16 protein-coding genes are annotated in these 15,732 nt (G+C 68.4%); 5 read left to right on the top strand and 11 right to left on the bottom strand.

What is annotated here, in order from left to right; translation table 11 throughout:
• The first annotated feature begins 31 nt into the window (after positions 1-31).
• The 3 genes from NLX86_RS01295 to NLX86_RS34315 all read left to right on the top strand — a co-directional run bounded on the left by NLX86_RS01295 (position 32) and on the right by NLX86_RS34315 (position 1,570).
• Positions 32-331: a hypothetical protein gene (locus NLX86_RS01295; protein ID WP_254369650.1), complete on the top strand. Its 300-nt coding sequence runs from the start codon at positions 32-34 to the stop codon at positions 329-331.
• 207 nt (positions 332-538) lie between these two features.
• Positions 539-1,324, top strand: a complete 786-nt coding sequence (locus tag NLX86_RS01300) for a bacterial transcriptional activator domain-containing protein (RefSeq protein WP_254369651.1) — start codon at positions 539-541, stop codon at positions 1,322-1,324.
• A 111-nt stretch (positions 1,325-1,435) separates the two neighbouring features.
• Positions 1,436-1,570 carry a hypothetical protein gene (locus NLX86_RS34315; protein ID WP_302060788.1) on the top strand — a complete coding sequence of 45 codons (135 nt, stop codon included), beginning with the start codon at positions 1,436-1,438 and terminating at the stop codon, positions 1,568-1,570.
• A gap of 30 nt (positions 1,571-1,600) precedes the next feature.
• Here NLX86_RS34315 and mnmA read toward each other — a convergent pair whose 3' ends face one another.
• Positions 1,601-2,725, bottom strand: a complete 1,125-nt coding sequence (gene mnmA, locus NLX86_RS01305) for a tRNA 2-thiouridine(34) synthase MnmA (RefSeq protein ID WP_254369652.1) — start codon at positions 2,723-2,725, stop codon at positions 1,601-1,603.
• 62 nt (positions 2,726-2,787) lie between these two features.
• On the opposite strand from mnmA, the gene NLX86_RS01310 reads away from it, so the two are divergent.
• Positions 2,788-3,477, top strand: a complete 690-nt coding sequence (locus NLX86_RS01310) for an N-acetylmuramoyl-L-alanine amidase (RefSeq protein WP_254369653.1) — start codon at positions 2,788-2,790, stop codon at positions 3,475-3,477.
• Positions 3,478-3,481: 4 nt separating this feature from the next.
• Here the strand turns inward: NLX86_RS01310 and NLX86_RS01315 are convergent, their stop codons facing one another.
• Both NLX86_RS01315 and NLX86_RS01320 read right to left on the bottom strand, forming a co-directional pair.
• A complete protein-coding gene (locus NLX86_RS01315; RefSeq protein WP_254369654.1) occupies positions 3,482-4,660 on the bottom strand; it encodes a serine hydrolase in 1,179 nt (392 codons plus the stop codon).
• Between the two features lie 145 nt (positions 4,661-4,805).
• Complete coding sequence (locus NLX86_RS01320; protein ID WP_254369781.1) at positions 4,806-5,969, bottom strand: cysteine desulfurase family protein; 1,164 nt, start codon at positions 5,967-5,969, stop codon at positions 4,806-4,808.
• Between the two features lie 164 nt (positions 5,970-6,133).
• On the opposite strand from NLX86_RS01320, the gene NLX86_RS01325 reads away from it, so the two are divergent.
• Entirely contained in the window at positions 6,134-6,547 is a 414-nt protein-coding gene (locus NLX86_RS01325) for an ester cyclase (RefSeq protein WP_254369655.1), read from the top strand.
• Between the two features lie 79 nt (positions 6,548-6,626).
• Here the strand turns inward: NLX86_RS01325 and NLX86_RS01330 are convergent, their stop codons facing one another.
• The 8 genes from NLX86_RS01330 to NLX86_RS01365 form a co-directional block, all read right to left on the bottom strand.
• Complete coding sequence (locus NLX86_RS01330) at positions 6,627-7,484, bottom strand: thioesterase family protein (RefSeq protein WP_254369656.1); 858 nt, start codon at positions 7,482-7,484, stop codon at positions 6,627-6,629.
• A 52-nt stretch (positions 7,485-7,536) separates the two neighbouring features.
• Positions 7,537-8,199, bottom strand: a complete 663-nt coding sequence (locus NLX86_RS01335) for a trimeric intracellular cation channel family protein (RefSeq protein WP_254369657.1) — start codon at positions 8,197-8,199, stop codon at positions 7,537-7,539.
• An 18-nt stretch (positions 8,200-8,217) separates the two neighbouring features.
• On the bottom strand, positions 8,218-9,447 hold the full coding sequence (locus NLX86_RS01340) for a dipeptide ABC transporter ATP-binding protein (protein WP_308409532.1): 1,230 nt from the start codon (positions 9,445-9,447) through the stop codon (positions 8,218-8,220).
• Positions 9,444-10,544, bottom strand: a complete 1,101-nt coding sequence (locus NLX86_RS01345) for an ABC transporter ATP-binding protein (protein ID WP_254369658.1) — start codon at positions 10,542-10,544, stop codon at positions 9,444-9,446. Before NLX86_RS01345 ends, NLX86_RS01340 begins: the two co-directional genes overlap by 4 nt.
• On the bottom strand, positions 10,541-11,548 hold the full coding sequence (locus tag NLX86_RS01350; protein ID WP_254369659.1) for an ABC transporter permease: 1,008 nt from the start codon (positions 11,546-11,548) through the stop codon (positions 10,541-10,543). The genes NLX86_RS01345 and NLX86_RS01350 overlap by 4 nt, the downstream gene beginning before the upstream one ends.
• A 72-nt stretch (positions 11,549-11,620) precedes the next feature.
• Entirely contained in the window at positions 11,621-13,372 is a 1,752-nt protein-coding gene (locus tag NLX86_RS01355) for an ABC transporter substrate-binding protein (protein ID WP_254369660.1), read from the bottom strand.
• A 56-nt stretch (positions 13,373-13,428) separates the two neighbouring features.
• Positions 13,429-14,427, bottom strand: coding sequence for an ABC transporter permease (locus NLX86_RS01360; RefSeq protein ID WP_254369661.1), 999 nt, complete (start codon positions 14,425-14,427; stop codon positions 13,429-13,431).
• A 378-nt stretch (positions 14,428-14,805) separates the two neighbouring features.
• Positions 14,806-15,591 carry an enhanced serine sensitivity protein SseB C-terminal domain-containing protein gene (locus NLX86_RS01365; protein ID WP_254369662.1) on the bottom strand — a complete coding sequence of 262 codons (786 nt, stop codon included), beginning with the start codon at positions 15,589-15,591 and terminating at the stop codon, positions 14,806-14,808.
• Positions 15,592-15,732: the final 141 nt, after the last annotated feature.

Genomic DNA, 15,732 nt, shown 5'->3' on the forward strand with positions numbered 1-15,732 from the left:
AAAGCTCCGACTATCCGCAGCAAGGAACCCGATGACCGATCATTCAGGAACTGCTCGGCAGAACAACCGCGAGGACAGTTCCCTCAGCGGCCACACATGGCCACTCATTCCCCTGCTGATCGCCTCGATCCTCCTTCGCGCGTCCGGCGACAGCCTGTGGGCCCAGGTGTGCGCTGCCGCCATGGGCGGTCTGGGCGCGCTGGCGGCCGTTTACGGCATGTCTCAGTGCGTTCAGGCGGCCCGGCAGAACAAGGCGCAGCGAACCGCCGCGGCCGGGGTGATCCTTGTACTCCTCGTGGGTTTGGCCAACCTGGTTCGGCACTTCCTCTGACCGGGCACCTCGGAGACCAGCGCGGAGCCCCCTGGCCGGCCCAGGGGGCTCCGTTCGTTCACCAAAGCGGTAGGCCTCCCGCGGGCGGTCGGATAGGGTTGAGCGAAGATCACACTTAGTTCAATACTGCACAAAGGTACAGAGGTGCAGTTACGGGGAGGGGCCGGGAGCGTGCACGGCCCCACAGAATGAGACTGGAGCAGACCAATGACTACGGTCCGCTATGCAATCAAGAAAGTCGGCATCACCCAAAGCGAAAACACCGAATGCGCACATCGCGCAGCCCCCATTGTTCTACAAATGCTCGGTGAAGACGGAATACACTTCAGTGGCCGCCAGAGCGAGAGAATCGCACCGCAAGCCGCGGAACTCATCGCCTTTGTGCTGCTGAGCCCGCGACGGGAAGTACGGCGCCCCGCGATCCTTGGCGCCCTCTGGCCCTCACACGACCCGCGCACCGCACGAAGGCGTCTGAGCAGACTCCTGTGGCGCTGCCAGCAGATCCTGCCGAGCGACATCCCCGTAGTGAAAGGGGAATCGATCAGCATCACCGATCAACTGCGCAGCGACTATCACGCCGCCGAAGAAGTCATCGACCGCATCATGCGAGGTGTCTGCCCCAAGGATCAAGAACTGATGCCGCTTCACCGACGGCTGCTGACGGATGTGACGGCCGAGTGGACCGAAGACCACCGCACGCACTGGGACCGGCGCCGCACCCAAGCGCTGGAGCGAGTGGGCGAGATGTGCCTGACCGAAGGCCGCGCCCGATCAGCCGCACTCCACGCCGGATACCTCGCCGACTGGCAGCCCTTGAACGAACGCGCGCATCAACTGCTTTTCCAGGCCGCCCTCGCTGACGGTATGCCAGGACGGGCCATTGAAATCTTCCGCCGGTACAGGCGCACGCTGCGGCGGGAACTCGGGGTGGAACCCAGCCCCAGCTTCATCGAACACGCCCGCGCCGCGGAGCGCGGCCGGCCGGCCGCCTGACGCGTGACGCCGACGGCCGGGCCGGGAACCTCCCGGCCCGGCCGCAGCCGTCGAAGCCCATATCCGGATCAGCTGTCGGCCACGCCCGATTCCGGGGACCCCAGCACCCGTATGACGCTGCGCAACCGTTGCGAGCCGAGCGGCTTCGTCGCGATCGGCGCGAGCGTGATGGCCGCGGCGATGCCGCGGGCGAACCGAAAGGACCTGGCGGCCCTGAAGAAGCTGCTGGAGGCCCGGGCCGGATAGGTGCCGTCCCCGGAGTCCCGCGGGCCCGCGTCAGGCGACCGCGGTCGCCCGCTCGGTCGTCGCGATGGTCGCCGAGCCGACGACCCGGGTGCCGTCGTACAGCACGATGGCCTGGCCGGGTGCCACACCCCGTACGGCCTCGCCGAAGGTGACCCGCAGCTCACCGTCGACCAGCTCCGCCGACACTTCGGTCTCTCCGCCGTGGGCGCGCAGCTGCGCGGTGTACGTGCCGGGGCCGGCCGGGGCCGCGCCGCACCACCGGGGCTTGATCGCCGTCAGCGCGGTCACGTCCAGTGCCTCGACCGGGCCCACGGTGACGGTGTTGTTCACCGGCGAGATGTCCAGGACGTAGCGAGGCTTGCCGTCCGGCGCAGGGTGGCCGATGCGCAGGCCCTTGCGCTGACCGATCGTGAAGCCGAAGGCACCGTCGTGTGTGCCGAGCCTGGCGCCCGACTCGTCGACGATGTCGCCCTCCGCCTTGCCGAGCCGGCCGGCCAGGAAGCCCTGGGTGTCGCCGTCCGCGATGAAGCAGATGTCGTGGCTGTCGGGCTTCTTGGCGACGGCCAGGCCGCGGCGCTCCGCCTCCGCGCGGATCTCGTCCTTGGTGGTGAGGGTGTCGCCCAGCGGGAACATGGCGTGCGCGAGCTGCTTCTCGTCCAGTACGCCGAGTACGTACGACTGGTCCTTTGCCATGTCGCTGGCCCGGTGCAGCTCGCGGGTGCCGTCCTCGTTCAGCACGACCGTCGCGTAGTGGCCGGTGCAGACCGCGTCGAAGCCGAGCGCGAGCGCCTTGTCGAGCAGCGCCGCGAACTTGATCTTCTCGTTGCAGCGCAGGCACGGGTTGGGGGTGCGGCCGGCCTCGTACTCCGCGATGAAGTCCTCGACCACGTCCTCGCGGAACCGCTCGGCCAGGTCCCACACATAGAAGGGGATCCCGATGACGTCCGCCGCCCGGCGGGCGTCGCGCGAGTCCTCGATCGTGCAGCAGCCGCGCGCGCCCGTCCGGAAGGACTGCGGGTTCGCGGAGAGGGCGAGGTGGACGCCGGTGACGTCGTGCCCGGCTTCGGCGGCGCGGGCGGCGGCGACGGCGGAGTCCACACCGCCCGACATGGCGGCAAGGACACGGAGGGGGCGGCGCTGCGGAGTCTGAGTCATAGCACCAAACAGGGTACGTGCACCGGGGAACTGATCGCTCGGGCGTAACCGTTGTGATTCGCATGGGGAGAGTGGGAAAGGACACGAGCCGCCGAGTCGGCAGACGGGCGCTGCTGATCGGCGGCCTCGGCGCGGTCGCCGGCACCGCCGTACTGGCGCGAGACGAGCTGAAGCGTGCCTGGTGGCGGGTGCCGGGCGTCGAGAAGCCGCGCAAGGAGGGGGAGCTCGACCATGCGGGGGCGGAGTGGACGGCCGCGTCCTCGGCGAACTGGCGGCGGGCGGACCGGCCCGACGACTACACCGTCGACCGGGTGGTCATCCATGTCGTCCAGGGCAGCTTTCCGGTCGCGCTCAAGGTGTTCAAGGACCCGGGGCACGGGGCGGCCGCGCACTATGTCGTACGCAAGGACGGGCACGTCGCCCAGATGATTCGCGAGCTGGACGTCGCGTACCACGCGGGTGACCGCTCGTTCAACGAGCGCAGCGTCGGTATCGAGCACGAGGGTTTCGTGGACCGGCCGCAGGACTTCACGGACGCCATGTACCACTCGTCGGCGAAGCTGACGGCGGGGATCTGCGCACGGTACGGGATAGCGGTGGACCGCGAGCACATCGTCGGTCATGTGGAGGTCCAGGGCACGGACCACACGGACCCCGGCCCGCACTGGGACTGGGACAGGTACATGAGGCTGGTTCGGGAGGCGGAGCCGGTCGCGCGCGAGGCGGCCGCCGAGGCGAGGCGGAACCCTTAAAGCACTACGGGGACGACGGGGGCGGGCTGGACTTCTTGGCCTGCGCCTCGGCCGGCAGGTCGAAGACGTGGTCCGGGGTCACGATGGAGGTGACCGCACGGCCGAGCGTCGTGCTCAGCGAGTCGCCCTTGTAGTTGACGTCGGAGTTGATGAGGATCACCAACGTGGCCCTCCGGGACGGCAGCTGGACCGCAAGCGTCTCGTAGCCGGGGAGGTCGCCGTTGTGGCCGATCCAGTCATTCACCCGCATGATGCCCAGCCCGTACGAGACGTCCGGATAGCCGATCGGCCGGAACGCCAGACGCTGCTTCTGCGTCTCGGGGGCGAGCAGTCTTCCGTCGGCCAGGGCGGGGACCCAGGTGTGCAGGTCGTTCAGGTCGGAGATCATGGCTCCGGCGGCCCAGGCCCAGGACGGATTCCAGTTCGTGGCCTCGGCAACGGTGCCGTCCTCCGTGAAGTCCGTGTACCCCTGGGCGTACGGGTCCGGCATGGCGTTGTTCGTCGGGAACGAGGTCCCGGCCAGCTTCAGCGGCTCGTACACCTGCTGCTCCAAATAGGCGCCCAGGGGCTGCCCGGTGACCTTCTCGATCACCAGGCCCAGCAGGATCGTGTTGGTGTTGCTGTACTCCCACTTGGTTCCCGGCGGGAAGTTGAGGGGGTGCGCGAAGGCGTAGTCGAGCAGTTGCCGGGGGGTCCAGGTGCGCTGGGGGTCGGCGAGCAGGGACCGCATCCAGCTGTTGTCCTCGGAGTAGTCGAAGAGGCCACTGCGCATGCCGGCCAGCTCGCGCAGGGTGATGCGGTCGCCCTCGGGTACACCGGCGACGTACTCGGCAATGGGGTCGTCGAGCCCGACCTTTCCCCGGTCGACGAGTTGCAGCACTCCCGTGATGGTGAAGGTCTTGGTGAGGCTGCCGATCCGCATGTGGAGGTCCGACTTCATCGGAGTGCCGGACGCCTGGTCCGAGACACCGAACGACTTCACGTACGTGCCGCGTCCGGGAATCCACAGGCCGATGTTCACGCCGGGGATGTCGGCGCGCTCCATGATCTCGTTGATCGTCTTGTCGAGCCGCTCGACGGTGACGGGGTCGAAATCGTCCTGCTGCGCCGTCGTCCGCCCGGGTGCGGTGCCCGCGCAGACCAGCAAGACGGCGGCGAGGGCCGCCAGAATCGTTCTGACCATGTGGAGCCGGATCATCCGCAGTCACCTCTGGCTAATGCAGTGACCAGGTGAAATATCCCCTACATGCGCGCATTCACCATTATAGGAACGCCCGCGTCGGCGAGCTACCGGGCCGGGAGCCGTGACCGGCGACGTTCATCCGCGCCTAGCTCAGTCCCGCCGTTCGGGCGCGCTCCACCGCCGGGCCGATCGCCTCGGCGACGGCGTCGATGTCCGCCTTGGTGGAGGTGTGGCCGAGCGAGAAGCGCAGGGTGCCGCGGGCCAGGTCCGGATCCGTGCCGGTGGCGAGGAGGACGTGGCTGGGCTGGGCCACTCCCGCCGTACAGGCCGAGCCGGTCGAGCACTCGATGCCCTGGGCGTCGAGCAGGAGCAGCAGCGAGTCACCCTCGCAGCCCGGGAAGGTGAAGTGCGCGTTCGCGGGAAGCCGGTCGGCCGGGTCGCCGCCGAGGATCGCGTCGGGAACGGCGGCGCGTACGGCCTCGATCAGTTGGTCGCGCAGGCCGCCGACCTCCCGCGCGAACTGCTCGCGCCGTTCGGCGGCCAGCACCCCGGCCACCGCGAACGCGGCGACCGCGGGCACGTCGAGGGTGCCGGAGCGGACGTGTCGCTCCTGGCCGCCGCCGTGCAGCACCGGTACGGGGCTGTACTCGCGGCCGAGCAGCAGAGCGCCGATGCCGTACGGACCACCGATCTTGTGGCCGCTCACGGTCATCGCGGCGAGCCCCGAGTCCGCGAAACCCACCTCGAGCTGCCCGATGGCCTGCACCGCGTCGGCATGCAGCGGTACGCCGAACTCGCTTGCCACAGCAGCCAGTTCGCGGACCGGCTGGACCGTGCCGATCTCATTGTTGGCCCACATCACGGTGGCCATCGCCACATCGTCGGGGTTCCGCTCGATCGCCGCGCGCAGCACCTCGGGGTGCACCCTGCCGTACGCGTCGACCGGCAGATACTCCACCGTGGCGCCCTCGTGCTCGCCGAGCCAGTGCACCGCGTCGAGGACGGCGTGGTGCTCGACGGGGCTGCTCAGCACCCGGGTCCTGGCCGGGTCGGCGTCCCGGCGGGCCCAGTAGAGCCCCTTGACGGCGAGATTGTCGGCCTCGGTGCCGCCCGCGGTGAACACCACCTCGCTCGGCCGCGCCCCCAGCGCCTCGGCGAGGGCCTCGCGGGCCTCTTCGACGGTACGGCGCGCTCGGCGCCCGGCAGCGTGCAGCGAGGAGGCGTTGCCGGTGACGGCGAACTGGGCGGTCATCGCCTCGACCGCCTCCGGCAGCATCGGAGTGGTCGCGGCGTGGTCGAGGTAGGCCATGGTGGTCATGATTCTACGAGCCGCAGCGGGGGGCAGACCCGGCGCGGGGGTGCAACCGGTCCCCGGTGCCCGGCGTGCGCCAGGACTTGACTGCCGTACCCCCGGTGCCATCCTGGAATGAGCCCGCAGCCGGACCTCCCGCACCAGCCCCCCCGGAGGGCGACATGCACAACATCGCCACACACAAGGCCTTGATACGAGCCTTCAACGAGCGCGACTGGGACATGGTGACGCACCTGCTGCATCCGGATGTGACGTACGCCGACCAGGCCCGCGGCAGCACCGCCAAGGGCGCGCAGGAGACCCTGGCCCAGATGCAGGAGTGGGTGACGGCGTTCTCGGACGCACGGGCCGAGCAGATCCGGTACATCAACGGCGGCGACACCACGATCGCCCTGTTCCAGGGGTGTGGCATCAACGACGGCCCGCTCGGCGACGGCCGTCCCGCGACGCACAAGCGGGTTGACGTGCCGTTCTGTGAGGTCCTGCACTACGACGACCTGGGCAAGATCATCGACGGTGCGGTCTACTACGACGCGCTGACCCAGCGCATCCAGCTCGGCCTGGCCGAGCCGTAGGCCCCCGCCGGGCCGTAGCGGGGGCCGAAGCGCGGGTTCCTGCGTACAGGTCCGTGACAGCCGGTGGGGCGGACGGGGGTCAGCGCGGGACGCGTGCCAGCTGCCGGGACTGGGCCACCAGGTGGTCCGCACTGTCCCAGACCTCCGCGTCCTCCTCCAGGAATCCGCCCGCGAGGTTCCGCGTGGTGATGGAGATGCGCAGCAGCCCCGGCGCCGGGCGGCGGCGGATGTGGGTGGTCAGCTCGACCGTCGGAACCCAGCCCTTGAGGCCCAGCTCGAAGGCGGTCGGCGGCAGCGCGTCCACGGCGAGCAGCAGCGAGAATGGGTCGGCGTCGCGGCCGTCGGACAGCCCGAACCAGGCCCGCATCTCCCCCTTGCCGGACGGCGCGCCGATGGCCCAGCCGGCGGTCGCGGGGTCGAGCTTCAGCCGCAGCCGCTCGGTGATGGCGGAGCTGCCGGGGATGAGAGCGGGCCCGTCCTCCGGACCGAGGCAGTGCTCGAAGGCGGGCATGGCGGGCGGGGTCGCCGTCGTCCGTACGTCCTCGGTCAGGGTGTCCAGGTCCCCGTACGAGGCGAGCACGCGGATCCGCTCGACCTCGGCGCCGTTCTCGTCCAGCTGGAAGAGGGACGCCTGGCCGGTGGAGAGGGTGCGCCCGGTGCGGACGACCTGGGTGCGGACGACCGCGGGGCCGGGGTGCGACGGGGTGAGGTAGTGCGCCGAGACCGTGAACGGGTCGGGGTGCGGCAGCGCGTCGCCGAGGGCACGGCCCAGCAGGGCGAGGAGGTAGCCGCCGTTGACGGCGCGGATGATTGTCCAGCCCGCGGAGAGCTCCGCGTCGTAGACGCCCGGCTCGCCCGGACCGCGCGGGACGACAGCGGTGTCGCGATCGAACTCGCTGTCTCCGATGGTTGCCTGAATCTCCGCTGCCTGTGCCATGGGATGCACGCTACACCCGTTCGCTACTAAGCGGTAGCTTTCTGCCTCGGCCTCAGCCGACCTCTTCGGCGGCCGCCGAGCGACGGTGCCAGGCACGCGGCGCGCGCCAGTGGAAGCGCATCGCGAGCAGTCGCAGGAGGAACGCGGTCACCGCGGCGAGTCCGCTGGTCAGCGCGTTGAGCGAGTCGAACCGGATACAGAGGACGACGATCGCGGACCCCATGATGGCCGGCACGGCATACAGGTCGCGGTCCCAGCGCAGCAGCGACGGCACTTCGTTGGCGAGCACGTCACGCAGCACGCCCCCGCCCACGGCGGTGGCCAGGCCCAGCGCCGCGGACGCGGTGAGGCCGAGGCCGTACTCGTACGCCTTGGTGGTCCCGGCCACGCAGAACAGGCCGAGGCCGGCAGCGTCGAAGACATTGACCGCGCCGTTGATCCGCTCGACGTGCGGGTGCAGGAAGAAGACGAGGGCCGCGGCGAGCAGGGGGGTGACGAAGTACCCCAGGTCCGTGAAGGCGGCCGGCGGCACGGCCCCGATGATCAGATCACGGAACAGCCCTCCGCCCAGCGCGGTGACCTCTGCGAGCACTGCGATGCCGAATACGTCGAAATTCTTGCGTACGGCGAGCAGTGCGCCGGAGATCGCGAAGACGAAGATCCCGGCGACGTCGAGCCCGTGCTGGACGGAGGGGGTGAAGAGTTCATGGAGCACCCGGCAATTGTGCCGGTTCTACTCCTTGCCGCTTTCCTTCCCGGCGTCGGCTGCCTTCTCGGCCCCCGAAGGCGCCTCCGGCTCCCCGGCCTCCGCCGGCTCCCCGGCCTCCGCCGACTCCGGCTCCGCCTTCTTCGACACGTCGACGATCTCGATCTTCTCCCGCGCCTCCGGCAGCGCCGCGTCCCCCGGCACCTGGTCCGGAGCGTTCTCCGGGTGGTGGCAGGCCACCTGGTGCCCGGACTTCAGGGCGAGCAGCGGCGGTTCCTGCGTCTTGCAGACCTCCGTGGCCTTCCAGCACCGGGTGTGGAACCGGCAGCCGCTCGGCGGCGAGATCGGCGACGGAACGTCGCCCTTGAGCAGGATGCGCTCGCTCTTCACGCCGCGCCGCCGGGGGTCCGGCACCGGCACCGCGGAGAGCAGCGCCTTGGTGTACGGGTGCATCGGCGACTCGTACAGCGACTTGCGGTCGGTCAGTTCGACGATCTTGCCGAGGTACATCACCGCGATGCGGTCCGAGACATGGCGGATGACCGACAGGTCGTGGGCGATGATCACGTACGTGAGGCCCAGCTCGTCCTGGAGGTCGTCCAGCAGGTTCACCACCTGCGCCTGGATCGACACGTCGAGCGCCGAAACCGGCTCGTCCGCCACGACCAGCTTCGGCTTCAGTGCGAGCGCGCGGGCGATACCGATGCGCTGGCGCTGGCCGCCGGAGAACTCGTGCGGGTAGCGGTTGTAGTGCTCGGGGCTCAGCCCCACCAGCTCCAGGAGGTGCTGCACCTCCTTCTTGATCCCGCCCTCGGGCTCGACGCCCTGCAGGCGGAACGGCGCGCTGACGATCGAGCCGACCGTATGGCGCGGGTTCAGCGAGCCGTACGGGTCCTGGAAGATCATCTGCACATCGCGGCGCAGCGGCCTCATGCCGCCGGTGCCGAGATGCGTGATGTCGTGGCCGTCGAACTCGACCTTGCCCGCCGTCGGTTCGAGAAGCCGCGTGATCAGTCGGCCCATGGTCGACTTGCCGCAGCCCGACTCGCCGACGACACCAAGGGTCTCACCTCGGCGTACGTCGAAATCGATTCCGTCGACCGCCTTGACGGCGCCGACCTGACGCTGCAGCAGCCCCTTCTTGATGGGGAAGTGCTTGACCAGGCCTTGAACCTTGAGCAGCGGCTCGGGAGACGCGGTGGCCTGCTCCGGTACCACGACGGCGTCAGCCCCGGCTGTCTTCTTCGTTTCGCTCACAGCTTCGGCGCAATCTCTTCGGTCCAGATCCGCGTGCGGTCCTCCTGCGACATGTGGCAGGCGGAGTGGTGCCGGCTGCCGACCTCGCGGAGCTCGGGGCGGTCGGTGCGGGTGATACCGCCCTCCGGCACATCCGCGTACGGGCAGCGCGGGTTGAAGGCGCAGCCGGAGGGGACGTTGATGAGGCTGGGCGGCGAGCCCTTGACCGGGATGAGACGGTCGGTCTGGTCGCGGTCGATGCGCGGCATCGAGCCCAGCAAGCCCCAGGTGTACGGGTGCTGCGGGGCGTAGAAGATGTCGTCGACCGGACCGCGCTCGACGCATCGGCCGCCGTACATCACCAGGATGTCGTCGGCGATCTCTGCGACCACGCCGAGGTCGTGGGTGATGATGATGACCGCGGAGCCGAACTCCTTCTGCAGATCCCGGATCAGGTCGAGGATCTGCGCCTGGACCGTGACGTCCAGGGCGGTGGTCGGCTCGTCCGCGATGAGCAGCTCGGGATTGTTGACCAGCGCCATAGCGATCATCGCGCGCTGGCGCATCCCGCCGGAGAACTCGTGCGGGTAGCTGTCCACCCGCTTGTCGGGCTCGGGAATGCCAACCCGGTCGAGGAGCTCAATCGCGCGCCTGCGGGCGATCTTCCTGCTCACGTCGTTGTGGACGCGGTACGCCTCCACGATCTGGTTGCCGACCGTGTAGTACGGGTGCATTGCCGACAGCGGGTCCTGGAAGATCATCGCCATCTCGCGGCCACGCATCCGGCGCACCTCGTCCGGTTCAGCGCCGACGAGCTCCTTACCGCCGAGCCAGATCTCGCCGGACATCCTGACGTTCTTGCCGCGCGGACCCTGGCGGTGGAGGCCCATCACGGCGAGCGACGTGACGGACTTGCCTGAGCCGGACTCGCCGACGATGCCGAGGGTTTTGCCCTTCTCCAACTGGAAGGTGAGCCCGTCGACGGACTTGACCAAGCCATCGTCGGTCGGGAAGTGCACCTTGAGGTCGCGCACTTCGAGGAAGGCGTCCGGGGCGGGCGACTCCCCGGACTTCACCGGCTCGCCCACGGCGGCACCGGTCTTGGACAGTTCGGTCACGAGAGCCTCACCCGCGGGTCGACGGCGGCGTACAGCAGGTCCACCAGGAGATTGCAGATCACGACGAAGAAGGCGGCAACCAGCGTCACGCCGAGGATTGGCGGCAGGTCGTTGGCGGTGATCCCCTGGACCGCGTACTCGCCGATTCCGTGCAGCGAGAACACCGACTCGGTGATCAGCGCACCGCCGAGCAGGAGACCGAGGTCCATGCCGAAGACGGTGATGATCGGGGTGAGCGCGGCGCGCAGTCCGTGCCGGGCGACGACCTTCCGCTCACGCAGGCCCTTGGCGCGCGCGGTGCGGATGAAGTCCTCGTTCATCGTCTCCAGCATGCCGGAGCGGGTGAGCCGAGCGTAGATCGCGGAGTAGAGCAGGGCGAGCGAACACCAAGGCAGGAACAGGGTGTTGGCCCACTGAGCCGGGTTCTCGGTGAATGGCACATAGGTTCTGCCGAAGATCTCCAGCTTGTAGCTGAAGAGCAGCAGCGCCAACTGGCCGGTGAAGAACATGGGAAGCGAGACGCCGGCGAGCGAGACGCCCATGGCGGCCCGGTCGAAAACCGAACCCGGCTTGAGCGCGGAGATGACACCCGCGCTGACACCGGAGAGCAGCCAGATCACGGCCGCGCCGCTGGCCAGCGAGATGGTGACCGGCAGACGGTCCATGAGCTGTGGCCAGACCTCCAGGTGGTCCTTGAAGGAGTAGCCGAAGCAGGGCGCGTTGCAGTGCGCGGTGGTCGGGCCGAGGTCGTAGTCGGCGCCTACCAGGATCCCCTTGATGAATTCCCAGTACTGGGTGTAGATGGGCTGATCCAGGCCGAGGTTCCGCTTGACCGCCGCGATGTCCTCGGGCGTGGGGTTCTTGCCGATGTACTGCTGAGCCAGCTGATCGACGGTCTGGCCGGCCAGCCTCGGCAGCAGGAAGAAGATGCCGAAGGTGACCGCGGTGACAACCAGCAGCAGGATCACTGCCGCGATTGTCCGGCGGAGGATGTACGAGATCACGGGGACCGGCGCTGGTGCCCGCGAGCGACGAAGCCCGCGGGCACCAATGCCTTCACCTGCCTTCCGGGGCTACTACTTCGTGGTGCCGATGTTGAGGTAGTCGTACTGACCGCTGAAGGCAGCCGTGGACACCAGGTTGGTGGCGTTGGGCGAGCGATACAGCAGGACCTTGAAGTAGGACAGCGGGACGATGACGGCCTGCTCCATGACCTTCTTGTCCACCTCGGTGTAGGCCGCGTTGCGGGCCGCCTCGTCGGTGTTCGCGATGGCGTCGTCGAGGAGCTTGTTGATCGCCGGGTCGTTCAGCTCGGAGAGGTTCGTGTTGCCGGACTGGCCGATGGCCTTGCCGTGCACGATCTGCTGCAGGAAGCCGTAGCCGGTCGGCCAGTCGGAGCCCCACTGCATCATGATGAGGCCGATGCCCTCCTTCTTCGTGAACGTCGGGACGCCCGCGTAGTCGGAGAAGTACTTGCTCGACGGGTACTGCTTGATGCTCGCCTCGATGCCGACCTTCTTGAGGGCCTCGACGATCGCGGTGGCCGAGTCGACCTCACTCTGACGGTCGCTGCGCGCGGAGATGACGGTCTTGAAGCCCTTCTCCTGGCCACAGGCCTTCAGGTGTTCCTTGGCCTTGGCCGCGTCACCCTTGCCACCGGGGGTGGCGTACATGTCGGCCTTCACGTAGCCCTTGATGTCCGTCGGCATCACCGTGCTGGCGATGTCACCACGGATCGAGCCACCCATCGCCGTCTGCACCGAGACCTTGTCGATGGCGTACTGCACGGCCTTGCGGCACTCGACGTTGTTGAACGGCGCGACCTGCGTGTTGATCGCCGTGTAGACGAGACGGCCACCAGCGGTGTTGTCGGTGCTCGCCTTCTTCTTGGGGTCGCTCAGCAGCTGGGCCTGGGTCTGGGTGTCGACACCACGGCCGGCCAGGTCGACATGCGTGGCACCCGAGAGCAGGTCCTTGTCGATGGTCGCCTGGTTGACCTTCAGGTTCAGGACGATCTTGTCCGGGTACTGCTTGCGCAGCGGGTCGGACTTGGCGTCCCAGTTCGGGTTCCTGACCAGGGTGACCTGCTTGCCCTCCTGGTAGGACTCGAACTTGTACGAACCCGAAGACACGATGGACTTCGTGTAGTCCACGCCCTTGTCCTTGGCCTTCGGCACCGGGGCGGTCTGCGGGGCGCTGACCAGGTAGTCGAAGTCCGCGAACGGCTTGTTGAGCTTGAAGACGATGGTGGTGTCGTCCGGGGTCTCGATGGACGAAAGACCCTTGTCGCTCTTGTCCTTGTACGGGCCCTTGTACTTGTCCGGGTCGTCCAGCATCTGCTGGAAGTAGTTCGGGCCGAGCGACAGTACGTCGCGCGCGAAGTTGGATCGCTCGACGGCGTACTTGACGTCCTTCGAGGTCACCACGGTGCCGTCGTCGTACTTGACCCCCGCGCGGATCTTGTACGTCCAGGTCTTGCCGCCGTCGGTCGGCGTGCCCTTGCCTGCGGCCAGGTCGGGGACGAGCTCATTGCCCGCCTCGCCGGGAGCGGGCTTGAACGTCATCAGCGGTCGGGCGTACAGCCGGCTGAAGTTGTAGATGAAGGCGTAGTACGTGTTGCCGGGGTCGAAGGACTCCGGGGCGTCGGCCATGGCATAGGTGACCGTTCCGCCCTTCTTGTCGGAGGCGTTGACCATCTCCTTGGTGGCGGCATTGGCGCCGGCGCCCTTGGCGTCGCCGCCGTCCTTGTCCTCGGCCTTACTGCAGCCGGCGAGCAGGAAGCTCGCACTGCTGATGACCGCGATCGCGGCCACTGCTGACCTTCGCATGATGGTCGGTTCCCCTTCGTTGTCGGAAACTTGTTTGGGACTCAGCCCGGCAGACGTCAGCGACTGCGTGGGTCGAGCGCATCCCGGAGGCCGTCACCGAGCAGGTTGAACGCCAGTACGGTGACGAAGATGGCAAGGCCGGGCACGACCATGTACTGCGGGTCGACCTCGAAGAAGTCCTTAGCCTGATCGAGCATTCCGCCCCAAGAAGCCTGGGGCGGCTGGATCCCGACGCCGAGGAAGCTGAGCGATGCCTCGAAGATGATGTTGGTCGGGATGAGCAGCGTCGAGTAGACGATGATCGGCGCGACAAGGTTCGGCAACAGTTCCTTGAAGAGGATGTACGGGCCACGGGCCCCCATCCCGCGCGCCGCGTCCACGAACTCCCGCTCACGCAGCGCCAGTGCCTGACCGCGGACTATCCGGCCCATGTACGGCCAGTTGAAGAATCCGATGACGAAGATCAGGACGAGGATGTGCAGCGGGAGACCTTCGAGGCCGAAGGCCCCGCCCTGCAGCGTGGCGGAGATGGCGATCGCGAAGAGGAGCAGGGGGAAAGCGAGGAACGTGTCCATCAGGCGGCTGATGATCGTGTCGACCCGCCCCCCGTAGTACCCGGCGACCACGCCGAGGATGGTGCCGATCGCGTTGGAGAGCAGAGTCGCGCCGAAGGCCACCACGAGCGACACCCAGGAGCCCTCGAGGATGCGGGCGAGGATGTCGCGCCCGAACTTCGGCTCCACACCCAGCGGGTGATCCCAGCTCATCCCGCCGAAATCACCCTTGGGCAGGGTCGTGTTGGGGTCGATGAGGTCCTGGTGGAACTGGTTCGGGTCAAGCCCGAGCATCGACTGGAGCGGTCTCGACAGCGCGGCGGTCAGGATGAGCAGCACCACGACAATGCCGCCGACGACGGCCACCTTGTCGCGCTTGAAGCGCGTCCAGGCGATCTGCCCGAGCGAACGGCCCTCGATCTGCTGGGACTTGACGCCCGCCAACACAGCCTCGGGCGGAACGTCGGTCTGCGATCCAGTGGTCTCAATGGGTGCGGTCATCGTCCCTCGTGCTTGCCCGTGCCGGCGGTTGCCGACGGTGCTTGGCGGCCCGCCCGGGTCGACGGTGCGGTCGGTTTGCTGCCGTGTTTCCGGGTGGTTCAGGTGGTGCTGACGCGCGACGTGTTGGGCTTGACCTCGACTGCACACACGTCCGACGCCTCGTGCTTGCCGGGAGTCTTCAACGCCGCCGCGATCACCCGCCAGACCTGTTGGGGAATGGATGCGCAACCGTGATGTGGCCAGGAGTCTTCCGTTATCCGGACGCGATGGTCGGCTCAGCGGAGCAAGACCGCCCGTAACGCCCGGATCGGACAAGAAAGTCAACGCGTGCTGGTTACACGGGAATTGCCCGGGGCCGGGCGGAATGCCCCTCGGTGATCAGTACGTGCCCTGGTAGCCCGAGGCCGCCGGGGGCGCCGCGGCGGGCTGGTGTGCCTCGCGGTCGTAGAACGGGCGGGAGTTCACCCGGAGCCACATCGCGACCGGGTCGTACTCGTCGGACATCGCGACCGTGGAGACCGGCAGCCCGTCCGGGACGGCGCCGATGGACTGCTGCATCATCACGCGGACCGCGTCCACCGAGGGCGCGGTCGTGTCGTAGAGATCGAGGCCGATGGCCAGATACGGACTGCCGAGCGCGGGCTGCACCCAGGCGCGGCGCAACGAGCGGACCGGGCCGGTGCGGTGGGCGTTCTGCGTGAGCTGGGCGTAGAACTGCGGGATCTCGATGGCGGGTTCGGAGAGCCGCAGCGGTCCGGCGGGCATGCGGTCCAGCCCGGTGGCGATCCGGCGGAGGTCCGCCCACGGGATGCCGACGCCGCCGCCGGGGGCGTGCGGGTTGAGCCAGATCCCCCAGCGGTCGGGGTAGAGGGCGCGGGCGATGTCCAGGCCGGAGACGACCTCGCAGGCGCGGTTCCAGCCGCTGGCGGCGAGTTCCTGGGCGGAGGTGACGCAGGGCGCGTAACCGAGTCCGTCGACCTCCATGTTCCCGTACTGCGCGTCGGGTGAGCCGGCCTGGCCGTGCCAGAGCAGCATCCAGACCTGGCCGGTCGCGGGGTCGGCGAGGGCGCGCAACAGCGCCTCGTAGGCGTCGTAACGCCCAGGCGTCACCTGGCGCAGCATGTGCTCGACCTGCCCGGCCGCTGCCGTGCCTGACGCACTCACCTGGGACCCGCCCCTCTTCCGTCCACCGTGCCGGCCCGCGGTCACGGGGCCGACGGCCGCTTGTCGGTGCAACACTCGTGCGGCCAGGTCATCAAACCAGCTTAAGCGGGAGTCCTGACACCGACTTGACGCAGGACTTCT

Origin of the sequence: Streptomyces sp. A3M-1-3 (assembly GCF_024213665.1) — a bacterium.
Lineage (GTDB): Bacteria > Actinomycetota > Actinomycetes > Streptomycetales > Streptomycetaceae > Streptomyces.

Bases quoted from the DNA above. Each gene is read 5' to 3' on its own strand.
- NLX86_RS01295 (WP_254369650.1), top strand. From the start codon at position 32: ATGACCGATCATTCAGGAACTGCTCGGCAGAACAACCGCGAGGACAGT.
- NLX86_RS01300 (WP_254369651.1), top strand. From the start codon at position 539: ATGACTACGGTCCGCTATGCAATCAAGAAAGTCGGCATCACCCAAAGC.
- NLX86_RS34315 (WP_302060788.1), top strand. From the start codon at position 1,436: ATGACGCTGCGCAACCGTTGCGAGCCGAGCGGCTTCGTCGCGATCGGC.
- mnmA (WP_254369652.1), bottom strand. From the start codon at position 2,725: ATGACTCAGACTCCGCAGCGCCGCCCCCTCCGTGTCCTTGCCGCCATG.
- NLX86_RS01310 (WP_254369653.1), top strand. From the start codon at position 2,788: ATGGGGAGAGTGGGAAAGGACACGAGCCGCCGAGTCGGCAGACGGGCG.
- NLX86_RS01315 (WP_254369654.1), bottom strand. From the start codon at position 4,660: ATGGTCAGAACGATTCTGGCGGCCCTCGCCGCCGTCTTGCTGGTCTGC.
- NLX86_RS01320 (WP_254369781.1), bottom strand. From the start codon at position 5,969: ATGGCCTACCTCGACCACGCCGCGACCACTCCGATGCTGCCGGAGGCG.
- NLX86_RS01325 (WP_254369655.1), top strand. From the start codon at position 6,134: ATGCACAACATCGCCACACACAAGGCCTTGATACGAGCCTTCAACGAG.
- NLX86_RS01330 (WP_254369656.1), bottom strand. From the start codon at position 7,484: ATGGCACAGGCAGCGGAGATTCAGGCAACCATCGGAGACAGCGAGTTC.
- NLX86_RS01355 (WP_254369660.1), bottom strand. From the start codon at position 13,372: ATGCGAAGGTCAGCAGTGGCCGCGATCGCGGTCATCAGCAGTGCGAGC.
- NLX86_RS01360 (WP_254369661.1), bottom strand. From the start codon at position 14,427: ATGACCGCACCCATTGAGACCACTGGATCGCAGACCGACGTTCCGCCC.